The following is a 23,587-nucleotide window of genomic DNA, read 5'->3' on the forward strand; positions in this document are numbered from 1 at the left end:
CATGTTATCTTCTAATGATTTGTTTATGGTCGTTTTGGGGGCGATTTTATTGGTGTTGGTGTGCTTGGTGGGGTATTTGTATCTTAAAGAAAAAGAGTTTTACCATAAAATGAGGCGTTTAGAAAAAACCTTAGATGAATCCTATCAAGAAAATTATATCCATTCTAAGCGTTTGAAAGAATTAGAGGGGCGTTTGGAAGGCATTTCTTTAGAAAAAAGCGCTAAAGAGGATAGCTCATTGAGAACGACCCTTTCACACCTTTATAACCAGTTGCAAGAAATCCAAAAATCCATGGATAAAGAGCACGATTATTTAGAAGAAAAAATCATTATTTTAGAAAACAAATTCAAAGACATGGGACATTATGCCGCTAGCGATGAAATCAACGAAAAACAGGTTTTGAAAATGTATCAAGAAGGCTATAGCGTGGATTCTATTTCTAAAGAATTTAAAGTGAGTAAGGGCGAGGTGGAATTTATATTGAACATGGCAGGGTTAAAATGGTAGCTTTAAGCAACGCTCTTTCAAGGGTTTTTGGATCTGTGGCTGGTTATAAATTCCCTTCTTTTATCCAAAAAGGCATCAACGCCCTTTATGTTAAGATCTTTAAAATTGATTTGAGCGAGTTTGAGCCTTTAGAAAATTATAAGAGTTTGAACGCTCTTTTCACGCGCTCTTTAAAAAAAGAACGCCCCTTTGACAAAGCCCCTAATATTTGCATTGCGCCTTGCGATGCTTTGATCACTGAATGCGCTTTTTTAGACAACGATAGTGCTTTACAAATTAAAGGCATGCCCTATAAAGTGCATGAATTAGTGGGCGAAATTAACCCCTTAAGCCCTTCTTTTTTCTATGTGAATTTTTACCTTTCGCCCAAAGATTACCACCACTACCACGCCCCTTGCGATTTAGAAATTTTAGAGGCTCGTTGCTTTGCGGGGAAATTACTGCCGGTCAATAAGCCCTCATTACACAAAAACAAAAATCTGTTTATAGGCAATGAAAGAGTCGTGCTTGTTGCAAAAGACATTCAAGGCAACAGGTTGTATTTTGTGGCGGTGGGAGCACTAAATGTGGGTAAAATGCGTTTTAATTTTGATAAGAATATCCAAACTAACGCTAAAGCCCATTTGACGCAAACCTACTCTTACAACCCTCCGATTAAGGTTAAAAAAGGGGATAATTTAGGGAATTTTGAAATGGGCTCTACGATCGTTTTATTCATTCAAAACACCGCTTTTAAAGATTTGAAAGAAAAAAGCGTGAAGTTTGGGGAAAGTATAGGGGAATTTCATGCCAACTGATAACGATTTAAAAACTTCTATTTTGGAATTGTTGCGCGATTTAGACGCGCTTTTAGTGGCTCATTTTTATCAAAAAGATGAGATTGTAGAGTTAGCCCATTATACAGGCGATAGCCTGGAATTAGCCAAAATCGCAAGCCAAAGCGATAAAAACATCATCGTGTTTTGCGGGGTGCATTTTATGGGGGAGAGCGTCAAAGCCCTAGCCTTTAACAAACAAGTGATCATGCCCAAACTCTCATGCTGTTCTATGGCGAGAATGATTGATAGCCATTACTACGATAAAAGCGTTCATTTATTAAAAGAATACGGCGTTAAAGAATTTTACCCTATCACTTATATCAATTCTAACGCTGAAGTGAAAGCCAAAGTCGCTAAAGATGGTGGCGTGGTTTGCACGAGTAGGAACGCTTCTAAAATCTTTAATCACGCTTTAAAACAAAATAAAAAAATCTTTTTCCTACCGGATAAATGCTTGGGGGAAAATCTAGCCCTAGAAAATGGCTTAAAAAGCACGATTTTAGGTGCAAATAGCCAAGAAGAAATTAAAAACGCTGATGTGGTTTGTTATAACGGCTTTTGTTCGGTGCATCAGCTTTTCAAATTAGAAGACATTGAATTTTACCGCCAAAAATACCCGGATATTTTAATCGCTGTCCATCCAGAGTGCGAGCCTAGCGTGGTCCAAAATGCTGATTTTAGCGGATCAACGAGTCAAATCATAGAATTTGTAGAAAAGTTAAGCCCCCATCAAAAAGTCGCCATAGGCACTGAAAGCAATTTAGTCAACCGCTTGAAAGCCAAGCGCCACCACCAAAACACTTTCATTCTTTCTAGCACGCTCGCCCTTTGCCCTACCATGAATGAAACGACTTTAAAAGATTTGTTTGAAGTCTTAAGGGCTTATAAAAACCACAGGGCTTTTAATGCGATTGAATTAAAAGATGAGGTGGCGCGTTTGGCCAAACTCGCTTTAACTAAAATGATGGAGTTATCCTAATGGAGATTAAAACCTTTTTAGAACGCGCTTTAAAAGAAGATTTAGGGCATGGGGATTTGTTTGAAAGGGTGTTAGAAAAAGATTTTAAAGCCACAGCCTTTGTTAGGGCTAAACAAGAGGGCGTGTTTTCAGGCGAAAAATACGCTTTAGCGTTGCTGGAAATGACTGGCATTGAATGCGTTAAAACCATTAGTGATAAAGAACGCTTCAAGCCTAAAGACACTTTAATGGAGATTAGGGGGGATTTTAGCATGCTTTTAAAGGTTGAGCGCACCCTTTTAAACCTTTTGCAACACAGCAGCGGGATCGCTACTTTAACGAGTCGTTTTGTGAAAGCCCTAAACTCCCATGAAGTGCGTTTGTTGGATACACGAAAAACCAGACCCCTTTTAAGGATTTTTGAAAAATATTCCGTGCTTAATGGGGGAGCGAGCAACCACCGCTTAGGGCTAGATGACGCTTTAATGCTTAAAGACACGCATTTAAAGCATGTCAAAGATCTCAAAAGCTTTTTAACGCATGCCAGAAAAAACTTGCCTTTCACGGCTAAAATTGAAATTGAATGCGAAAGCTTTGAAGAAGCCAAAAACGCCATGAATGCGGGAGCGGATATTGTGATGTGCGATAATTTGAGCGTTTTAGAAACTAAAGAAATTGCCGCTTATAGAGATATGCATTATCCCTTTGTCTTATTGGAAGCGAGCGGGAATATTTCACTAGAGAGCATCAACGCTTACGCCAAAAGCGGTGTGGATGCCATTAGCGTAGGGGCTTTAATCCATCAAGCCACTTTTATTGACATGCACATGAAAATGGCTTAAAGGCTTTAAAAAGGGGTTATTAGCATGCTAAAAGAATATTTAGAAAGCATTAAAGATCTTACGCCTGAAAAGAATGAATTCGCACACCGCTCCTCTCTAGAAAAATTGCTTAATCGGTTAAAAGACCATTTCAATAAAGAATTTAAGATTGAACATGAGCCTAAAAGAGAGCAAGGAATCCGGCCTGATTTTCGCGTTTCTTTTCAAGGGCTTAGCATCGGCTATATAGAAAATAAAAGAGCAGGGGCCAATCTTAGCCAGCTCTTAAAAAGCGATCAAATCCGTAAATATTTAGAATTAAACCCTAACCTCATGCTCACTGATTACCTTAATTTCATGTGGGTAGGGAAAGATGAAAATAACGCCCCTTTAATTAAAAAAGAAATCTCTATCGCTAGCCTTGATGAACTCTCTAAACCTCTAAAACCCAAGCCACAAACCGAGCGCGATTTAATTGAATTGTTTAAAAGCTTTTTCAACCACGAAGCAGCCCCTATCACTAACGCTAAAGATTTCGCAACGCATTTAAGCCTGCACACCAAGTATTTAAAAGACGCTTTAATCAAATACCAAGAAAAAGCGCAAGTTTCTAGCATTTTTAAGAATTTTAAAGAATATCTTTATGAAGAATTGAGCTTTGAAGACTTTAGCGATGCGCTCGCTCAAACGCTCACCTACAGCCTTTTTCTAGCCAAGCTCAACCACCCTTTTGAAAAAATTAATTTGGATAATGTGAGGAGTTCCATCCCTAAAAATTTCGCTGTGATCAGAGAAATGGCGGATTTTTTAAAGAAGCTTGATGCAATCAAAGAAATCCAATGGCTTTTAAATGAAATTTTAAGCTCGATAAATCATGTTGATATGGACTCTATCCTTAAAGATTTGAATGACGATAAAGACCCTTATTTGCACTTTTATGAAACCTTTTTAAGCGCTTATGACCCTAAATTGCGAGAGAAAAAGGGCGTGTATTACACTCCAGATTCTGTGGTGAAATTCATCATTAACGCTTTGGATAGCCTGCTTAAAACGCGTTTCAAAGACGCTCCCTTAGGCTTAAAAAGCGCTTTGGATAACGAAAACATCAAGCTTTTAGATTTTGCTACCGGCACCGGCACCTTTTTATTAGAGGCGTTCAGGAAAGCGCTAGAAGTGAGAAAAACAAGCGATGGAGGCACCTCCACTAAAGAGGATAAATACCAAAACCTCTTGAAGCAATTTTATGGGTTTGAATACTTGATCGCTCCTTATGCGATCGCTCATTTGAATCTCAGCCAAGCTTTTAAGGAGGAGTTTAAAAAACCTCTCAAAGAAAACGATGCGCTTAAAATCATTTTAACCAACACCCTCATACAGCCTAGTGAGATCGCCACTTATCGTGGGCTAAATCCGATTTTTGAAACAGAACTTTTAAACGCTCAAGAAATTAAAAAAGATGAAAATATCCTTATCATCACCGGTAATCCCCCTTATAGCGGGGCGAGCAGTAATGAGGGCTTGTTTGAATGGGAAGTGAAAGCCACTTACGGCATAGAGCCTGAATTCCAAACCATAGAAATTGAAAAAAAGGTTAAACTCACCGCTAAAATCCAAACGCTTTTAAAGAACATTCAAACCCAAAAGCAAGGCGATAAAAGCGTCAAAAACACCGACAAAGACGCCCTAAAGAATCTTAAACAAATCCATTCCAAATACAAACTACAAGATGAGAAAAACCCTAAATGGATCTTAGACGATTATGTGAAATTCATGCGTTTCGCTCAAAACAAGATCGAATCATTAGGGCATGGCCTTTTTGGCTTTATCTCTAACAACGCCTTTTTGGACAACCCTACTTTTAGGGGGTTAAGGCGCTCTCTTTTAGAATGCTACGATGAGCTTTATATCTTAAACTTGCATGGAAATGCGAGGAAAAAGGAGAAAACCCCACAAGGCGCAAAAGATGAAAATGTTTTCAATATCAAACAAGGCGTGTCCATCAACCTCTTTGTCAAAAAGGCGCAAACAACCAAGCAAAAAATCCATTATTATGATGTTTATGGCGAAAGGGCTGAAAAATACGCCTTTTTAGCCCAAAATGATTTGAAGAGCATTGAGTGGCTTGAGCTTGCCCCAAGAGAGCCTTTTTACTTGCTACTGCCTTTAAAAACGCGCTTGTTAGATGAATATGAACAAGGGTTTAGCGTTCAGAAGATGTTTCAAATCTCAAGTGTGGGGATTGTTACAGGAAAAGATAGAATTTTTATTGCCAATAACACTGAAAGTTTAAAAGAACAAGTCTTAAAATATTGTAATGAATTTAATGAACAATATATCAAGGACATTCACTATCGTCCTTTTGATATACGCAAAGTTTATTACGACACCAAAAAACTAGAAAGAGCAAGGGAAAATACATTTAAGCACATGTTACCCCCCCCCCCCAACAAACCCTAAAACACCCAATCAAACGCGCAAAAATGTCGCGCTAAACACCCCACGACAGCTAAAAAACAACGATAAAAGTTGGACGCAATGCTTTATAAGCTCGTGCATTAACGATCAAGGGTTAAGCTCTGGGGGCAATGGAGCTGGGGTTAATTACCCCCTTTATCAGTTTAGAGATCCCAACTACACCGAAAATTTTACGCCAGAGTTTAGAAGCTTTATAGACAAGCATTATAACCACTCTTTTGAGCCGCTAGAGGTTTTAGGCTATATTTATGCGTTATTGTATTCCCCAAACTACCGCAAGCGTTATGAAGACTTCCTCAAAGCCGATTACCCTAAAATCCTTTTCACAGAAGATAAAGATTTGTTTAGGATTTTAAGCCTTTTGGGGATTGAGTTAATCGGCTTGCATGTTTTAAACCAAGAAAGCCTGAATTACAGCTTTGAAAAATTAAAAGACGCTACCATAGGCGAATCCGTCTATAAAGAAGAGCGTAACCCTATCATCAAAAAACCCTCTCATAACGAACAACGGCTTTATATCAACCATAGCGCTTATTTTGTGGGGGTAAGTCAAGAAATTTATGATTACAGGATAGGGGGGTATTGCGTTTTAGATAAGTATTTAAAAAGCCATAAAGACGAGTCTTGCGACTTTGATCATGTAAGCAACATCATTAAAGTCATCGCGCGCACGATTGAAATCCAAAAGACGCTTGGATTTTTGACGAGCGATTTGCCTCATTTAAAAGGGAATGACAGCCAAGCGTTAATGCAAGAAATCTTGCAAAATCCACCCCCCCCCCATTTAATACCAATATCGCCCTTATCTTATCGCGCCAAGCCAAAGCCATCGGAGACCTTGACTTTGATGGTGCATTCATCAGCAAAGAAGCAAGCGATAACAACATCTACCGCAGAGGCGGAGGTTCAGCCTTCCCTTTATTCTGCCTTGTCTAATCTCGCTTTAATTTGCGATAGAGGCTCTAAAGTAAGCCCCATTTCTAATGTTTTTGTAACGAACATGCTTTGCGATTTGCATGTGAATGGATCGGGGAGTTATGCGTTTTTGTTGTATCGTTTAAAATAGGTGGAGATGGGTAACTTCTATCATTTGATGAGAACAAATCTAGAGATCAAACATTAAGATAGCCTTAAAACGCTTGTGTTAAAATAATTAGAGTAGCAGATATAAAAGGTTAGTTAATAATGGATTTTTTAAAAGAAAACTTAAACACTATCATAAAGGGGGATTGTTTAGAAAAGTTGAAAGACTTCCCTAACAGAAGCGTTGATTTTATCTTTGCTGACCCCCCATATTTTATGCAAACAGAGGGGGAATTGAAGCGTTTTGAAGGCACAAAATTTCAAGGCGTTGAGGATCATTGGGATAAATTTGGCTCTTTTAAGGAATACGATGCCTTTTGTTTGGGTTGGTTAAAACGCTCCCAGCCCCATCGCTTTCTACGCTCCCACCTTCTAAAATATAGGGCATCGTTTTTAAAGGGTGTTTTAAAAACCCTAAACTTTTGAGTTTGAAATTCACCTGATTGTCTAAATTGGACGGGTATTTTAACCCCCAGCCATTAAAACCAAAATCCAAGCACTCTAAAACGCCCTGATTTTCAATACTGATCGCTCCAAAATCCCTAGCCCATGTGTCGTTAGTATCGACCTTTGCGATCTCTACGCCCGGTAAGTTTTTAAGCATTTCATAGCCGATAGTATCGTTATTATGGACGCACACTAGCACTTTAGCGTGTTTGGCTATGGTTTGAATGATGTTTAAAAAGCTCTCTCTGGCTTCTTTGATGCAATACGCCCAATCGCCAAACTCATGGGGGAACGCCATTAAAATCGCTTGGATTTTTTCAAACTCCGCTAACATTCTTTTCATTCAAAATATCCTTTTAAATAACTATAACACAATCTCATTCAAATCGCGTTTTTAAAACAGATTCAAACGCTTTTGTGCGGTTTGAAAATATTCTTTTTCTAACTCTATACCGATAAAATTCCGTTCTAAATTTTTGCACGCTAAGCCGGTAGTGCCGCTCCCCATGAAAAGATCTAGAACGATGTCATTAGGGTTTGTGTGGATGGAAATGATTTTTTCCATTAAGGCTAGGCTTTTTTGCGTGGGGTGTTTGGTCTTTTCAATTCCGCTCACCACAGGGCTTTTTAAAATCAAGGGTCGTAAATATTTTTCATTTTTGGGTTTGTTAAACACCCATTTAGCTTTCTTTTTAACCGCCCACAGGGCAAATTCCGTGTCTTGGACATAGCGTCGGTGAATGTTTCTTGGCATGGGATTATTTTTAACCCATTGGATAAAGTCTTTGACTACAAAGCCGTTTTCTTCTAAAAAATCAGCGATATAGCTTATAAACCTGTAAGAGCAAAAAATCACCATGCAGCCGTTTGGATTGACTAAGGGGGCGTAGCGCTTAATCCATTCTAAAAGCTTGAAGTTTTTATCCCATTCCCCAAAATCTATGCCTTGCCTTTTAGCGCTTTTTAGGGTGGAAAAATTATTTTTAACCGAAATGTTATAAGGAGGGTCCGTGATGATCGCATCCACTTTTAAATTTTGCCGGTAAAAGTCTTTGATGATTTCAAAAGCGTCAGCGTGATAAATTTGTATCATTTTCTTAAGCTTTTTAAGATCGCTTTGCCTAAAGCTAGGGCTAGAAGAGGAGGCACAGCGTTACCGATTTGCTTACAAACACTCGTTTTATTGCCATAAAAGATATAATTATCGCTAAAACTTTGTATCCTAGTGGCTTCTCTGGGCGTGATAGAGCGGTGCAACTCAGGGTGGGAGTTGGTGCCATTACTGGGAGTGTCAAATCGTGTGTCTATGGTGGGGCTTACTTTATTCCAGTTCAAACGCCCCCATGTGCTTTTGAATTGCTGTTTGCCATGCAAGTTTTTAGGCAAGCATTCTTTGCCTTGCTCTTTGTTAATGAGCTTTAATTTCTCTAAAGCGGCTTGCGAGTGGTTGGTGGCTTGATGGTTGTATAATTTGGGGCTATTTTTTCGCATCAAGGCTTGATAGCTTGATTGGATAGGGTTTAAATAATCGCTCTCAAACGCCCCCTCATTAGAACAAAGATAGGCTAAATCGCTTATCGCATCTTGAACGTTCACGCTTTGAGAAGGCTCTAAAAGATTGAAATCAAAACTAAAACGACTAGCCCCCACAATAAAAGCCCTCTCTCTGTTTTGAGGCACGCCATAATCTTTAGCGTTTAGGATTTGATAGCTTAATTGATACCCTAAAGCGTTCAACCTCTCTTTGATTTCTTCCAAAAAATAGCCTTTAGCGCAAGAGATGAGGTTTTTCACGTTTTCAATGATAAAAATTTCTGGCTTTAAGGCTTTTACTATTTCTATATATTCTAAGAATAAAAAATTCCTAGGGTCTTTTAGCCCTAAATTTTTCCCTTTATTAGAAAAGCCTTGACAGGGAGGCCCGCCAATGATCATGTTGATTTCTAATGTTTGGGCTAGTTTGATGACTTTTTCTTTAATTTCAGCTTGAGTGATGTCCCCACAAATACCCATAGCGTTTTTATGGTTGTTTTCAAAAGTGATTAGGGCTTGTTTATCGCAATCTAGCCCTATTAAAGCGTCAAACTCTTCTAAACACTCCAACCCAGCGCTAAACCCCCCAGCCCCACAAAATAAATCTAAAATTTTATAATTCATTTCAAGCTTTCACAAATACGATCAATAAGCGTTGAAAGATCATCGGTTTCAAAACGCAATTGTGCAAACTCTAAGTTGTCTTTATTGTGATTGAGAATGTTTCTAATCAAGCGTTTTTGAAACTCCTCTTCGCTAGATCCTTTTTTTAAAGCCCTATGACAAGTAGGGCAAAGTTTAGCAAGATTTGCTAAAACATCTAATTCTTTGTTTTTGCCTAAAGAAATTACATGGTGGATTTCAGTGTAGTAGGAATCAGGATTTTGAGTGATTTTATACAAAGGTAAAGAAATAAAACTCCTTTCTTTAATGTCATAATCACCGCAACATGCGCTGCAAACATTAGGCGTTGAAATGCGATAAAAATTGATGATTTTGCTATCTCGTTTAAACTCCTCACTCTTTTGAATCCATCCTAACTGCTCCCTTAATCTTTCAATGCTTTTCTTATCTAAATCCTATTGATAAACATTTTTCAAATAAAAATGAGCGCGTCTTATAAAGCTATTACCACGATATTCTGTTTTTGGTAGATAGCTTAATTTATAATAAATGCCATCACCAACTTAAAAACATGATGAGCGATTCGCGCTTTATAAGGGTTAAACAGACCGATATGGTGTAAATACCAATTTAAATAAATCCTGAATTGAGCGTTTCGTTGGTTAATGCCTTGCGCGTGTTCAGGCTGTAATTCCCTAAAGTTGAAATTCAGCGCTTCGCTAGGGATATTGAAATGATCGATTAAATAATGGAGCTTATTAAACTCTAAAGGGCTATGAAAGAAGTAATCTAAAGTTAAAAAATTTCGTTGCGTATCAATGCTGCCCCTGCTTTCAAAAAAGTCGCTCAAAAAGAGTCTTTGATTGGGGGTCATTGAATGGGAGCGGTTAAAAAAATCGTTGTCTATGAGCGAGTTTAAAAGTTTCTTGTAAAAAGAGTTTTCGTCTAAATGCAAGTCGTTTTCTAAAATGAAAACAAAAGTTCCTTTGATTTTTGTAACGCTTTCTTGATTGGATTGCCAAATTGGATGCACGCTTAAAGTGTTGAGAGCGTCTAAAACCTGCACTTTGCTTTTTTCATAGCCAGGGATAAATTTTGAAGCCCTATAAGAACACACCCCATAAATACAACCATTTTTAATTTGGAAACGGCTCAACAACACCCCCAAATTAAAGGGGTCAATAGCGTTTAAAAAGCAAGAAACAAGCAACAATAACCTTTCATTTTTTAAAAGGATTATAAAATGGCGCTCATTAGTTTTTGTTTAAAGGTTTTATCATACTGCTAACAGAGCATGATTTAAAAGAATCTCAATCTAAGCTCTCATCAAAGAGTTTTAAGTTAAAAGACTTACGATATTGAATAAGCGCATAATTGGATTTCTTAGGAGTGTCATTTAAATTTTTAAACACATCGTAGGGCTTTAGCATTTAAAAATAGGTTTGCAAAAGAATACAATCATATCAATTAACATGTGAGTTTTTTGACTCCATTTAAAAGAACACAAATTTAGGTATAAAGAAAACTTGTATCAAGTTTTATTGGAGTTATCTTGACCTGATACAATTTTAAAAAACAAGGAAATCATAAAAATTTTGAGAAACAAACAAGTCTTTTGTTATTGTTTCAAGCTTGTTTTTGCAAGCTTGGATAGCTAAATCGGAATTATCAATGCCTATAAATTTTCGTTGCAATAAAAACGCAGATTTTAAAGTTGTTCCAGAACCACAAAAACAATCTAAAACAATGCTATCTTTATTAGAAGAGGTTTTAATGATTAAGTCTAATAATTGAGCGTTTTTTTCTGTAGGGTAGCTTGGATATTGTGGGTCTTTAAATTCCCAGATGTCTTGGACTCTTTTGCCAACTTGTTCTGAGGCATAAATTTTTTTTCTAGGGTTATTATTGTTAGAGTACTCAATCAAGCCTTCTTTGTCCCAACGCTCAAGTGTGGCAACATCAGTGCGCCAATGCCGCCCTTTTGGAGGTAGCATACCTTTAAATGCTTTAGAACATTCGCCACTTTCTACTTCTCCTGGAGCATGTATTGGAACGGTAGTGTAACGCCTTTTATCTTTGTCAATTTTAGGGAATCGTTTTTCTAAATCTTGTGGCGTATAAGGAATCTTAGGTTCGTTAAAAATGGGATTTTTTCCTTTAGAGTAAAATAAAATCATATCTTTTATGTTGCCATAGCCCATCCTTTTAAAATTTTTAGGATTGCACTTTATGCGTGTGATTTCATTTCTAAAATTTTGTATGCCAAATATTTCATCTAACATCACCTTAACATAATGCCCTATCTTACAATCTGTATGCACATAGATAGAGCCTTGTTCTGAAAGCAATTCTTTAAGCAATACTAGGCGTTGCTTTAAAAATTCTATAAAATCCATACCCACTACTTTGTCGCTATAAGCAATATCGCCATTCTTAGAATTGCTAATTGTGGTTGCTCTACCATTTGTGATAGTAAAATGATTGTTTGTAGCAAATGGAGGGTCAATATATACCAAATCTATTTTTCCTTTTAGGTTTTTATCATTCAATAAAAAAAGTAGAGCGATTGCATTTTCTGCTTGTATTAATAAGTTTTGCATTTCTCTCATTTAAATCTGATATAAAAATTCTCGTAACACTAACGCGCTCATAATATTATAGTTTCTATAAGTAGTATCTAGCAATTTACGCATTTTATTATTGCTTTCAATATATAATACGCCATCTAAAATAGCCACTTTAATTGCTTTGATGTTGGGCGTTTCAATTGTGCTAATAGCGTCGTTAAATTGAGCGTTTTGGTGTCCTCCAAAATCAGTTAAAAATTTAGCTTCGCCAATAATGTATTTTTTGTTAAATCTTGCCACAAAGTCTAGCCCTTTATGATGGTGATAATTTAAATGAGATTTGGCAAATTCTGCCATGTATCGCTTGCTCTTAAAATGGCATCGTTTTCATTCGCTATAAAATCATTTAAATTTACAGGCTCAACACCTAAAGATTTATTATTGAGCCAATCTTTAAACATAGGACCGATTTAGCGGTTTGTTTCTTTTGGCTCACTGCATTTTTCAAAAATTTTATTAAGCCCCATTTCATACAATCTCCCACAAATACGATTGATTGTTCTTGGATTGCGTTCTAAGGCACTTTTATCCCGTTTTAAATAAGCCATATAACTATCTTTAATAGGGAATAAATCTAAATTAAGCAATTCAGTTATTAAGGCTAAATTGTCTTTTCGTTTAAAATGATATTCAACATTAGACCAAATCTTTGAATCAATTTCTCTCAAACCTTCTGGAATTGTAGGATATACTTGAAACAAGTCATCCAAATAGGAGCGTTGATTAGCGTATTCTATGCTTAGCTTTGTCCAATAATTCACCAATTCAACCTTTTTGAAAAATAGTTTCACTGCATAGATTGTAACAAAAATATTGCTTAAATTTCTAAAAACAATTTTAGGATAAGAGGTGTTTTTGATTGAAAAATAAGTTGTTAAAGTTCATTATTTTATCAAATAAATACAACCATTTTTAATTTGGAAACGGCTCAACAACACCCCTAAGTTAAAAGGGTCAATAGCGTTTAAGAAGTGAGAAACAAGCAACAATAACCTTTCATTTTTTAAAAGGATTATAAAATAACGCTCATTAGTTTTTGTTTAAAGGTTTTAGAATTGATTATCTCATCATAGAGTATCGCCACTCAAATTTTGCTCTAGCCCCAGAAAATAAAGAAATATAGGTTAAGGTTTGATTAAAGAGCATAGGGGGATTAAGGATTAAATTAAACTCATTTGAAGCATTAACGTTTCAAGCTTTCAATTTCTTTAAGCATGGTTTCAAAAGCCTCTTTAGTGCCTGCTCGCACGCTAGAAAACAAACTAAACACCACAATAGCTACGCTTGCTACAATAAAACCCGGAACGATTTCATAAATATCCAAAAAGCTTTTGCCAAATTTATCGTATAAAATCACCGTGCTAGCCCCAGAGAGCATGCCAGCAATCGCGCCAATGCGTGTCATTCTTGACCAAAAAAGTGAAAATAAAATCACAGAGCCAAAGCTCGCGCCAAAACCAGCCCATGCGTAACTCACGATGCTGAGAATGCTGGCGTTTCTATCCGTTGAAATGAAAAAAGCGATGCAAGCCACCCCTAAAACCGAAAGCCTAGAAATAACCATCACTAATTTTTGCGGGGCGTTTTTGTTGAAAATCGTCGCATAGAAATCTTCAGCAATGGTAGAAGAGCTTACAAGCAGTTGCGAACTGGCCGTGCTCATCACCGCCGCTAAAATCGCGCTCAATAAAATGCCTGTGATCCAAGGGTTAAAGAGCAATTGACTCATCACAATGAAAATCTTTTCAGGGTCTTCTAAACTCAAATCAAATTTATGCACATACGCAACGCCTAAAAGCCCCATAACGCATGCCCCAATCAAAGAAATAACCATCCAAGAAATCCCAATAGTGGTCGCTTTAGGCACATCTCTAATGGAGCGGATAGACATGAAACGCACTAAAATATGGGGTTGCCCAAAATAGCCTAACCCCCAAGCAAGGCTTGAAATAATGGCGACTACGCTAGAGCCTTGCAAGAAAGAAAGGTTTTCAGGCTTGATTTCTCTAATGATTTTAATCCCCTCTCCAATCCCTCCAAGATGGATTATCATAACGATTGGCACCACGATTAAAGCACTCATCATCAAAAGCCCTTGAATCAAATCCGTCCAACACACCGCCTTATACCCCCCTAAAAAGGTGTAAGAGACAATAATCAGCGTGCCAATGCTTAAAGCGTAGGTGTATTGAATGCCAAAGGTCGCTTCAAAGAGCTTAGCCCCACTCACCAGCCCTGAAGAAATGTAAAAAATAAAAAAGATCAAAATCACAAAAGCTGAAATCAAGCGCAAGATGTGTTTATCATCGCTAAAGCGCGTTTCAAAATAATCTGAAATGGTGATGGAATTAGCGATCACGCTCGTATAAATGCGTAAGCGTTTGGCCACAAAAACCCAGTTAATCAATGCACCCAAACTCAAGCCTATGGCGATGTGTGAATTGATAAGCCCCCCCACATATAAAGCTCCCGGTAATCCCATTAAAAGCCACCCGCTCATGTCACTCGCCCCAGCGCTCAAAGCGCTAATGATAGGGCCCATAGAACGATCGCCTAAGAAATAATCTTCAGTCGTTTTATTTTGTTTGTAAAAATAAAAACCAATATAGAGCATTAACAGCGAATAAACGACAAACATCGTAACAATAGGGGTGCTTAAAACAACATGTCCCATTTTAATCTCCTTATTTAATACAATATTTATTTTTCAGCACAACATGAATTGCGGCAAGGGTGTTGCCTTAAAACCCTTGAGCCTAAATTCCCGTAACGATGATAAGAAATACTAACCGATCGCTCTAAGTGGTAATACAGCAATTCAAAACGCCCGTTCAAGCAGGGTTTAGTCGTGGCTAAAACCATCCCTAAAGCACTCGCTTGCTTGTGCAATAAATCCAAATCGTTTTTTAAATAACGGACACGATTGAAAGCATGCAATTTTTCGCTAAATTTTTGCAAGCTTTCATAAACGATAGGGGCGTTTGCTCGGAGCGTTTTTAAGCATTCTAAAAAAAAGGTTAAATCCTTGTTCGTTCGTTCGTTTTCTATGCTGAGCGTTAAAGGGATCTGAGAAATTAAGCATGCTAAAGCCACGCCTAACATATCGCTTAAGGTGTCCTTTTCGGTGATGCGATAGCCCACGCTTTTAACTTTGGTGTAGGAAAAAAGGTTGTCTTCACCTCTGATTTTGACATAGTCTTTAGCTTGGCTGAATTCATGTTTGTAATGATAAGCGTAGCTCTTTGCCATAAAAATCGCGCGCTTCAACTCATGCGTATGCTCATCATAGCCTTTTTGAGTCAAGCCCTCTAAAGCTTCGCTTAAGGGGTTTTTTAAGGCGTTTTCATCTTCTTCATCTTGATGGATATTCACAAATTGCGTGATATAGTTAAAAATGCCCACCTTCCTCCCAAACCCTACAGCGGATTTTTTAACCCCCCCAAAAGGCTGGCGCAAGACAATCGCTCCTGTGGTGGGTTTGTTGATATAGATATTACCGGCTTCAATGCGTTCTAAATAATACTCCCACTCCCTTTCGTCCAAAGACTCTAACGCGCTAGTCAGCCCGTAACCGGTAGAATTGACTATCTCTATCGCCTCGTCTAAATCTTGCGCCTTCATCACGGATAAAATGGGCGTAAAAAGCTCAGTTTGGTGTGTGAAATCGCCTTTTTTAGTGCCGTATTTGATGCTTGGCTTCATCAAATAGGGGTTATCATTGACAAAGCTTACCGGGATTTCGTAATTTTCATAGCTTTTCAATTCGTCTATGGCTTTGATGACCTTTTCATTAGGCTTGTCCGCTAGAGCGCCGATTTTGTTTTTGAAATCAAAAGGATCGCCCACGCTAAGGCTTAGAGTCGCATCTATTAGAGTCTTTTTAAAGTTCTCATCTTCATAGACTTCTTTTTCCAACACTAAAAGCGAAGTGGCGGAGCATTTTTGCCCCGAATTGCTAAAAGCTGAATGGATAACATTTTTAATCGCTTGATCTCTGTCTGCCATTTTGCTCACAATAGTGGCGTTTTTACCGCCTGTTTCAGCGCTCAAGGCTAAAGTGGGGTTAGCCTCTAGCATTTTATAAGCGGTGTCTTCGCCCCCTGTTAAAACGGCAAACTGGATGCTTCCATCTTTTAAAAGATGTTCGCTAATATCGCTCCCTTTAGAGGGCAAGTAAATGAGTGCATCTCTAGGCACGCCCGCATCCCAAAAGCACTCACAAAGCTTATAACCCGTTACGCTAGACAAACTTGAGGGCTTGTAAATCACCCGATTGCCCGCGGCTAGGGGGGCAGCGATAGTGCCTACAGAAATGCCCACAGGGAAATTCCATGGGGCAATGACCACACCCACGCCTTTGGGGGTGAATTGTGTTTTTGGGTTTTGTTCTTGTAACACCCTTAAGCTGTAAGGGTAAAACTCTAAAAAGTCAATGGCTTCGCTCACTTCAGCGTCCGTTTCAGCGAAAGTCTTACCCACTTCTAAAGCCGAAATCCCTATCAAATCGCCTCTCCTTTCTCTAAAAAGCTGGGCGGTTTGACTCATTAAGGCATGGATTTCTGCAAAGCTTTTTTGACTGAAATGACTCTTATCGCTTTTAGCCACTTCTAGGGCTTTTAAAATCGCTTCCTTATCCGCTAAATGCACGCTAGCGATTTTTTTATGATGGATTTTATCAAAGACTTCTAAAGGGGTTAAATTAGGATCTTCAAACCTCCCATCTATTTCTGGGTAAAGCTCTAAAATAGGAGCGTTATGCATTTTCTCGCGCACTTTTTTAGCCCATTCTCGGTTGGCTTTTAAGATAAAATCGGTATCGCTTTCGTTTTTAAAGGAGTGGTTTGGGTAGGTGGTATGGCCGGTTTGTTTGGCGTTCCTGTCTTGAGTCCTATGGGTGGCATTGTCTAAAGCAGCGATTCCTTTAAGGCTGTTTAAAAAGCGTTGCTCTTGGTCTTTCCATTCGCTCGTGCCTACTTTGAGATTAAAGAAAGCTTTCATGAAATTATCGCTTGAGGTGTTTTCGTCTAACCTTCTCACCAAGTAAGCGATCGCATTGTTAAAATGCGCTTCATCGCACACCGGCGCATAAAGAATGAGTTTGTGCATCTCTTTTAGTTCTTGGCTCGCTTGCAAGCTCATGCCCTCTAGCATTTCAAAGCTGAAATGCTCTAACACAACAGGGTCGTTAAGGGCATGGATGCGTGTATAAACATAAGCGATTTCAAAAATATTATGACTCGCTGCGCCAATATGAATGTATTTATAATTATCGCCCTCTAAAACAAAATCTAACATTTTATTGTAATTAGAATCGGTGTCTTGCTTATTGGAAAATGTGGGTAACGCCCAATCTTTCACGGAAGCGATCGTCTCTTCGCTCTCCATGTTCGCTCCCTTAACAAAGCGGATTTTAATGGGCTTTAACCCTTTTAAAACCCTTTCTTTAGAAAAAGCGTGCAGTTTTTTCAAATATTCATAAGAATCAGGGATATAGGCTTGCAACACAATACCAGCGTTCAAATCAAATTTAGCGATAGACTCCATAAAAGACTCCACCGTGAGTTCCAAATCCCTAAACTCCTCCATATCCAAATTAATAAATTTAGGCATGCCTTGCTTTTTTTCTTCTTCTAAAGCCAGGGCATAAAGAGCGTCTAGGCGTTTGACAATCTCTTTTTTAGAGTATTCAAAATCAAGGATATTGATTTGAGAAAAAATCGTTGTGATTTTAATGGAAATGTATTGAATGTAGTTGGATTTTAGGGCTTGAGAGTATTTTTCAAAACGTGCACTAGCTTCTTCTTCGCCTAAAACCTCTTCGCCAATAAAATTCACATTCAAAATGATTTTTTCATTTTTTCTTTTTAAAATCCGCTCTTTTAATTGGCTCTCTTCTTGATCCAATACCATCGCTTTCGTGTCGCTTCTGATTTTATTGACAAAGAAAGGCACGCTCATATCAGGGAGCATTTTCCCAAAGCTCAAAAACCCCATTAAAAGCAATTTTTCAAAGGAAGAAAAAATCTCACGGCTTTTGTATTTGTCTAAAACATGCTCAATCATTTCAAAGCGGGCTTTATTATCCAAGCACCTAAAACTCCGATCCATAAGCTCTATGAGCATGACTTTATTTTCAGGGTTGTTTAAAAGCTTTTGCATTTTAGAGTGGAACGCTTTTTCTTGCTCGCTCAAATGGTTACTGATACTATCTTGCAGTTTTTTAGCTAATTCTAGTGAATCGTCAATGATTTTTTGCATGAGCTTACCTTTTATTTAAGAATTTGGCTTGATTGTAGCATGTTTTAAGCGGGTGGCTTTAAGTCTTATGGGTTGGTAATGTTTTTTAATTTTAAATTTTGTTCTAGCGGTAATTAATTCTCATTCCAATCTGTTTGAGTTTATCACGCATTTTTACACAATGATAAGAATTTGAGTGATAATTTGTATTGTTTTTAGCTTCATTTACTTTTCGTTTAAAAATGAATTATAAAATTCGCATCGTGTAATTTAAAGTTTAGCTTATTCAATTAAACGATTTTAAATTAAACGGATTTACAAAGAATTTTACAAAACAAAGGATATAAAATGAAAACAATTAAAAATGGTATTATGATTGGCACACTCGGTGCGTTGTTATTTAGCGGTTGTTCTAGCTTTGATACTCAGCGTTTCGCTTGTCTCCCTAAAGACCATTCTTCAAAAGACGCTTCTACCAAAAAAGAAGTGCAATACATGCCTAAGGGCTTTTTTGACCCTTATTCTTCTAACTTAAACCACTGGGATTCTACATTCTAGGGGTTTATAAAGAGGGGGCGAAAGGGGGGGATAATAAAGCTCATTTTAAGTTTTCTCAAATTACAATAACAATCTTTTTAACACTGATATAATTATAAAAGGAGGTATTCTTATGAGTGGCACTCATATTGTAGAAAATACGAATATTTCAAGAACGACTGCTTCCACCCCCCCCCAATAATAATGAAGAGCTTTCAAAATCTGTTAAAGATCTTACAGATCGCGTAAAAAAATTAGAAGATCTTAAATTAGAAGACTTTGAGCCCCTTAGAAAAATCTCTCATCTTATAGGCTCTTTCTTTTCGCTTGGAAAATCTTCTAACGACACCCAAGAAAACTCAAAAGACGCTTTAAAAAAAGAGGAAGAGCTTAAAAAAGTCCAAGAAGTCCAAGAAGAAAACGCCAAACTAAATAGAGATAAAACAGATCTAACTAGAGAAAGAGATAAGCTAGCTGACCAAAATAAAACACTGATTGAAACAAATCAAGAACTAACAGCAGAAAAAAGAGAATTAAATAACAAGATTACTGGGTTAGCCACAGATAAAGAAAATCTAACTAAAGACAAAGAAAACCTAACTAAAGACAAAGCCGAATTACAAAAGCGAGTGAAAGAGTTAGAACAATCTCAGCAAGCTTTAAAAAATGGAAACGACGAACTATTAAAAGATAGAGAAAAACTAACCACACAAAACACCGAGTTAGCTGAAAAAATTGAAGTGCTAACCACAGAAAAAACAGAATTAAATAACAAGATTACTGGGTTATCCACAGAAAAAGATAAGCTAACTAGAGAAAGAGATAAGCTAACCACAGAAAAAGAAAAACTCAATACAGATCTATCAACAGCAAAAACCCAAGCCGAACAAACGAGCCAAAAACTAAACGAGCTAGAGCGAAGGCATGCTCCATACCAAAAATTAGAAAAACTCTATGAAGTCTTTTTGGAAGTCAAAGATCGCTTGAATTTTAATTTTGTAGCAACCACTCACAGCGCAATGGATTTGATCGCATCTGTTCTTAGCGATAGCAAATACTATTTAGAAAGCCTTTATAACAAAGCGAGCCAAGAATTAAGCGATAAGAGGAGCGATAAAGGCGAAAAATTAGCTGAATTGTTTGATTTGCTTTTTGAATACATTAAGGACAATAAATTTGAGCGTTTGAAAGAGCCAAGCGCTTATGATCATTCTTGCAAAAAGCTATACCCAGAGCAAAACACTTCTCAAAAGATGCGAAGAGTGGTCTTAAGAGGCTACACATACGACAAAAAAATAGCATGTTACACTATCGTGGATATGGGATCATAAATGGGAAGGCTCATTGAAGAATGGTTTGGCTTCTATCAAATAAGAGAAGAATTAGAAGCCCGCATCGGTGAGTTAGAAAATGAAAACGCCGAGTTGTTAAGAGAAAGAGAATACTTAGCTACAGAAACTAGCGAGTTGAAAGACGCTAACAATCAATTACGGCAAAAAAACGACAAGTTATTCATAACAAAAGACAAGCTAACCAAAGAAAACACCGAGCTAGAAAACAGAAACGACAAGTTATCTAAAGAAAAAGAAAACCTATCTGTAAAAATCAGCGGGTTAGAAAACGCTAACAATCAATTACGGCAAGCTTTAGAAAACTCTAACGCTCAATTAGCGCAAGCTAAAGAAAAAACAGCCAAAGAAAAAACCGAGCTGGAGCGAGAAATCGCGCGCTTGAAGAGCTTAGAGGCTATGGAAGAAAAAAGCAAACTGGACTTACACAACAGGCGTTTAGCGAGCGCAAACCAGGATTTAAAACGACAAAACAGAAAATTAGAAGAAGAGAACATAGCGCTCAAAGAGAGGGCTTATGGCTTGAACGAGCAACTCTTCACATTGCAACCACAAAAACCACAATAAAGGAAATATCATGGCAAAAGAAAAAAGTTTAGAACTGCCTCTTGGCCACCCCTTAGTAGAGAAATTGTGCGATAAGTCTTTAAAGGATGGAGTCAAATTCAATGAAGAAATACCGATCCATTTCAAAGATGAAGTGTCAAAAGAAGATCGGACCAAATTCAAACAAGCGCTGTGGGTGCTTCATGTGATCGCCAATAATGAGACTTCTTTAAGGTATCTTTCTGATGACAATCAAAAATTCTTAGAGGATTTAGCGCAAGCTAAAAAGATCGCTAATGAGCAAATAGAAAAAACCTTAGAGATCGTTTCTGATAGCGATGTGTATGTGGATTTTGAAAAATTTAAAGAGTTAATGCTCAAGGTGGATAGTGTAGCGGTAGGCCTTAAGAGCTATAGCCAAAGCCAATTGCTTGATTTAAATGGAGGGCATTGGGATTTAGAGGTGCCTAGTGTGCCTAAAGAAAGCGTAACCTTTAGGTTTGATAATTTAGACAGCAACAATAAAGAAATGAACTTCTATGCGCGCTCAAGTTTGAAGGATTTAAAAAAGGGCGTTGTCGCTATTGACTTTGGGACTAAAAGCACGACCGCAAGCTATATGGATAAGACGGGAACATACCGCTTGCTTTCTATTGGCGGGAATGTAGATGACGCAAGCCTAACAAAGTTTGAAAACCCTACGATCATGGAGTTCAGACACAAAGAAAAATTTAATACAGAATACAACGCGCTAGATCACCGCCCTTTCACAGAAAAGAACGATATAGAAGTGGCGCATGAAGCCCAAAAGAATGCTGAAGGCGTTAAAGGGAATGATTTGTATCGGTCTTTTCTAAATTGAAGCAATGGGCTGGAGCGGATGAAAAACAGAATTTTAGGGATTTAGAAGAGGATTTTTCTTTAGAGAGTTTTACTGATTGCACGGGTTTTAACCCCATAGAAATCTACGCTTACTACATCGGCCGCTGCATCAACAACATGCACAATGGCGTGTTTTTGAAATACTTTTTATCCTACCCCGTTAAATATGAAAAGCATCAGGCTGAAAAAATCAGAGAGAGTTTTGAAAGAGGCTTGAAAAAATCCTTACCCCGGCATGTTTTTGACGATGAAAAAACGGCTAAAACTTTCAAAGTGGAATTGAGAGCGAGCGAGCCTTGCGCGTATGACATTAGCGCTTTAAAAAGCTACGGGTTTTTTAAATCAGAGAAGTTAGACAAGCCGGTTTATTACGGGGTGTTTGATTTTGGGGGCGGGACGACGGATTTTGACTTTGGCAAATGGGAAAAAAGCACCAGCCCTAAATTCTTTTACAAAATGATGCATTTTAGCAGTGGAGGGGATAAATATTTAGGCGGTGAAAATTTATTGGAATTGTTGGCTTGGGAAGCGTATGCCCAAAATTTCCAAGAGCTGAAAGCAAAAGATATTGTCATCGCTAAGCCCAACTATGACAGGATCGATATGCAACGCTTTGGATCGTTTATGCAAAACTCCAGTGGAGCGCGCTTGAATTTGCAAACGATCGCTTCTCAATTACGCCCTTTTTTAGAAAAATTAGACGCTAATATCATAGAAGCGATAGAAGAAGGCGAAGAGTTTGAGATAGAAGGCTTTGAAAAGGAATTTAAAATCCAGCTGTTTGATAGGAATGGGGAAGCAAAAGACACCCAACTCAAAGTTGATTGCAAAGAGCTTTTAAACCTCTTAAAAGACAAGATCAATGAAGGCGTTGCCAACTTCTTTGCCGGATTTTCTAAAGTGATGGCTGAAAACATTGATGATCAGTGTCGGGCGTTTCATATTTTCTTAGGCGGGAATGCGAGCCGTTCGGTGTTGGTCAAACAAGCGTTTGAAAACGCCAAAGAAAAGCAGCTCAAAGATTATAAGCAAAAGACTTCTAAAAATGATTTTAAATTCATCATTTACGAGCCGCTAGGCACAGAAAAATCAGACAAACAGATTTTAGAGCTTACAGGAGAAGACGTTTCTAACACACCCGCTTATTTGAAGCCCACTTGCAAAACCGGGGTGGCCTTTGGGCTTTTAGAAAGCAGGGACAAGGCTAAAGGGATTGAAATGCCCTCTATAGATTCCAATCCGGTGTTTAAATACGATCTGGGCGTTGAAAAAGAAGGGAATTTCCACACTAAAATCAGTCGGGATTCTTTAAAACCTAATGAATACCAGATTTTCCAAATTAAAGAGGAATGGGGAGGCTTTGATGAGCTAGAGATACGCTATAGCGATAAATCTCTCGCCAACACCAACACTCTAAACATTCAAGATACGCAAATGATTTCCATAGCGCTAGAAGAGCATGAAGAAGTGGATGTGAAGGTGTGTTGCGTGGATTCCCAAAGCATTAAAGTGGGGCTGTTTAAAGACGACCAACTAATCTATGAAAGCGAGGTAGAAAAATTATGATGACTAAGAGCGCGTATGCGTTTGTCGTGATTGAAAAAAGCATTATGGTGTTTAAATGCGCCAAAGACAAGGGGCTAATCCCTATCACTGAAGGCTTTGTTCCGTTAAAAGAGGGTTTTTTGAAAAGTTTTAAAGAGCGTTGCAATCTAGAATTTTTAGAAAATTTAGACCTTTTGTTTTTGTATGACTACCCGTTTTCAAGCGAGGTTTTTTCCTTGTGTAAGGATTTGAAAAATTCCATTTGGGACAGGAAGCTTGTGGTAGCGTTAGTGGAGGCTTTGGAGGGGTTTAAGGATTGGAATTTGTCGCTCAAAGTAGAAGACAAGCGTTCTAATAGCTTGGGTAATGGCACAAAAAAATTGCTCACCAACGCTGATTTAGAGAGTTCTCATCAAAAAATAGTGATAGACAGCATGAAAACATACCACCAAAGCCAGCAAGAAAAATACAAAAGAGAAAGAGGCCAGGCGCAAGAATCGCACACACAAACACCCCCTAGCTATGGGGGTGGAAGCATTAGAATCAGCGGCGATAAAAAGCCTGATTCTAATGAAGAAAATTTTTAAAAGAAAGGAC

At 37.9% G+C, this 23,587-nt stretch carries 15 protein-coding genes and 6 pseudogenes; 12 read left to right on the top strand and 9 right to left on the bottom strand.

Annotated elements, in window-relative coordinates:
• The first annotated feature begins 1 nt into the window (after position 1).
• The 7 genes and pseudogenes from HPOKI112_RS00445 to HPOKI112_RS08395 all read left to right on the top strand — a co-directional run.
• On the top strand, positions 2 to 508 hold the full coding sequence (locus tag HPOKI112_RS00445; protein ID WP_025276579.1) for a DUF6115 domain-containing protein: 507 nt from the start codon (positions 2 to 4) through the stop codon (positions 506 to 508).
• Positions 502 to 1,305 (top strand): phosphatidylserine decarboxylase, encoded by an 804-nt coding sequence (locus tag HPOKI112_RS00450; protein ID WP_025309548.1) that lies wholly within the window; start codon positions 502 to 504, stop codon positions 1,303 to 1,305. Before HPOKI112_RS00445 ends, HPOKI112_RS00450 begins: the two co-directional genes overlap by 7 nt.
• Positions 1,295 to 2,305 carry a quinolinate synthase NadA gene (gene nadA / locus HPOKI112_RS00455; RefSeq protein ID WP_025309549.1) on the top strand — a complete coding sequence of 337 codons (1,011 nt, stop codon included), beginning with the start codon at positions 1,295 to 1,297 and terminating at the stop codon, positions 2,303 to 2,305. The genes HPOKI112_RS00450 and nadA overlap by 11 nt, the downstream gene beginning before the upstream one ends.
• Complete coding sequence (gene nadC, locus HPOKI112_RS00460; RefSeq protein WP_025309550.1) at positions 2,305 to 3,126, top strand: carboxylating nicotinate-nucleotide diphosphorylase; 822 nt, start codon at positions 2,305 to 2,307, stop codon at positions 3,124 to 3,126. Before nadA ends, nadC begins: the two co-directional genes overlap by 1 nt.
• Positions 3,127 to 3,150: 24 nt before the next feature.
• Positions 3,151 to 5,562, top strand: a complete 2,412-nt coding sequence (locus HPOKI112_RS00465) for an N-6 DNA methylase (protein ID WP_025309551.1) — start codon at positions 3,151 to 3,153, stop codon at positions 5,560 to 5,562.
• The gene (locus HPOKI112_RS08300; protein ID WP_158412803.1) at positions 5,519 to 6,646 is read left to right on the top strand and encodes a type ISP restriction/modification enzyme; all 1,128 of its coding nucleotides are present in this window, start codon (positions 5,519 to 5,521) and stop codon (positions 6,644 to 6,646) included. The genes HPOKI112_RS00465 and HPOKI112_RS08300 overlap by 44 nt, the downstream gene beginning before the upstream one ends.
• A gap of 119 nt (positions 6,647 to 6,765) precedes the next feature.
• Positions 6,766 to 7,008, top strand: a pseudogene (locus HPOKI112_RS08395) (site-specific DNA-methyltransferase); the annotation flags it as partial.
• Here HPOKI112_RS08395 and HPOKI112_RS00475 read toward each other — a convergent pair.
• From HPOKI112_RS00475 to HPOKI112_RS00510, 9 genes and pseudogenes are all read right to left on the bottom strand, one after another.
• A pseudogene (locus HPOKI112_RS00475) lies at positions 6,989 to 7,453 on the bottom strand (agmatine deiminase family protein); the annotation flags it as partial. The pseudogenes HPOKI112_RS08395 and HPOKI112_RS00475 sit on opposite strands and share 20 nt — an antisense overlap.
• A gap of 51 nt (positions 7,454 to 7,504) precedes the next feature.
• Positions 7,505 to 8,203 (bottom strand): DNA-methyltransferase, encoded by a 699-nt coding sequence (locus tag HPOKI112_RS00480; RefSeq protein ID WP_025309553.1) that lies wholly within the window; start codon positions 8,201 to 8,203, stop codon positions 7,505 to 7,507.
• On the bottom strand, positions 8,200 to 9,267 hold the full coding sequence (locus HPOKI112_RS00485) for a DNA cytosine methyltransferase (protein WP_025309554.1): 1,068 nt from the start codon (positions 9,265 to 9,267) through the stop codon (positions 8,200 to 8,202). The genes HPOKI112_RS00480 and HPOKI112_RS00485 overlap by 4 nt, the downstream gene beginning before the upstream one ends.
• Positions 9,264 to 10,477: pseudogene (locus HPOKI112_RS00490) on the bottom strand (HNH endonuclease). Before HPOKI112_RS00490 ends, HPOKI112_RS00485 begins: the two are co-directional and overlap by 4 nt.
• A gap of 358 nt (positions 10,478 to 10,835) precedes the next feature.
• Positions 10,836 to 11,867 (bottom strand): site-specific DNA-methyltransferase, encoded by a 1,032-nt coding sequence (locus HPOKI112_RS00495; RefSeq protein ID WP_015427298.1) that lies wholly within the window; start codon positions 11,865 to 11,867, stop codon positions 10,836 to 10,838.
• Between the two features lie 9 nt (positions 11,868 to 11,876).
• Positions 11,877 to 12,655, bottom strand: a pseudogene (locus tag HPOKI112_RS00500) (restriction endonuclease).
• Between the two features lie 135 nt (positions 12,656 to 12,790).
• Positions 12,791 to 12,880, bottom strand: a pseudogene (locus HPOKI112_RS08645) (DNA cytosine methyltransferase); the annotation flags it as partial.
• Positions 12,881 to 13,077: 197 nt separating this feature from the next.
• Positions 13,078 to 14,568 (bottom strand): sodium/proline symporter PutP, encoded by a 1,491-nt coding sequence (gene putP / locus HPOKI112_RS00505; RefSeq protein WP_025276587.1) that lies wholly within the window; start codon positions 14,566 to 14,568, stop codon positions 13,078 to 13,080.
• A gap of 26 nt (positions 14,569 to 14,594) precedes the next feature.
• Positions 14,595 to 18,152, bottom strand: a complete 3,558-nt coding sequence (locus tag HPOKI112_RS00510) for a bifunctional proline dehydrogenase/L-glutamate gamma-semialdehyde dehydrogenase (RefSeq protein ID WP_025309555.1) — start codon at positions 18,150 to 18,152, stop codon at positions 14,595 to 14,597.
• Positions 18,153 to 18,479: 327 nt separating this feature from the next.
• On the opposite strand from HPOKI112_RS00510, the gene HPOKI112_RS00515 reads away from it, so the two are divergent.
• The 5 genes and pseudogenes from HPOKI112_RS00515 (at position 18,480) to HPOKI112_RS00535 (ending at position 23,577) form a co-directional block, all read left to right on the top strand.
• Positions 18,480 to 18,689, top strand: coding sequence for a hypothetical protein (locus HPOKI112_RS00515; protein WP_025309556.1), 210 nt, complete (start codon positions 18,480 to 18,482; stop codon positions 18,687 to 18,689).
• A gap of 287 nt (positions 18,690 to 18,976) precedes the next feature.
• A complete protein-coding gene (locus HPOKI112_RS00520; protein ID WP_229763339.1) occupies positions 18,977 to 19,999 on the top strand; it encodes a hypothetical protein in 1,023 nt (340 codons plus the stop codon).
• Positions 20,000 to 20,584 carry a hypothetical protein gene (locus HPOKI112_RS00525; protein WP_025275500.1) on the top strand — a complete coding sequence of 195 codons (585 nt, stop codon included), beginning with the start codon at positions 20,000 to 20,002 and terminating at the stop codon, positions 20,582 to 20,584. It begins immediately after the preceding gene.
• 10 nt (positions 20,585 to 20,594) lie between these two features.
• Positions 20,595 to 23,011, top strand: a pseudogene (locus HPOKI112_RS00530) (hypothetical protein).
• Complete coding sequence (locus HPOKI112_RS00535; protein ID WP_025309557.1) at positions 23,008 to 23,577, top strand: hypothetical protein; 570 nt, start codon at positions 23,008 to 23,010, stop codon at positions 23,575 to 23,577. Before HPOKI112_RS00530 ends, HPOKI112_RS00535 begins: the two are co-directional and overlap by 4 nt.
• Positions 23,578 to 23,587 lie beyond the last annotated feature (10 nt).

Source organism: Helicobacter pylori oki112, assembly GCF_000600085.1.
Lineage (GTDB): Bacteria > Campylobacterota > Campylobacteria > Campylobacterales > Helicobacteraceae > Helicobacter > Helicobacter pylori_CY.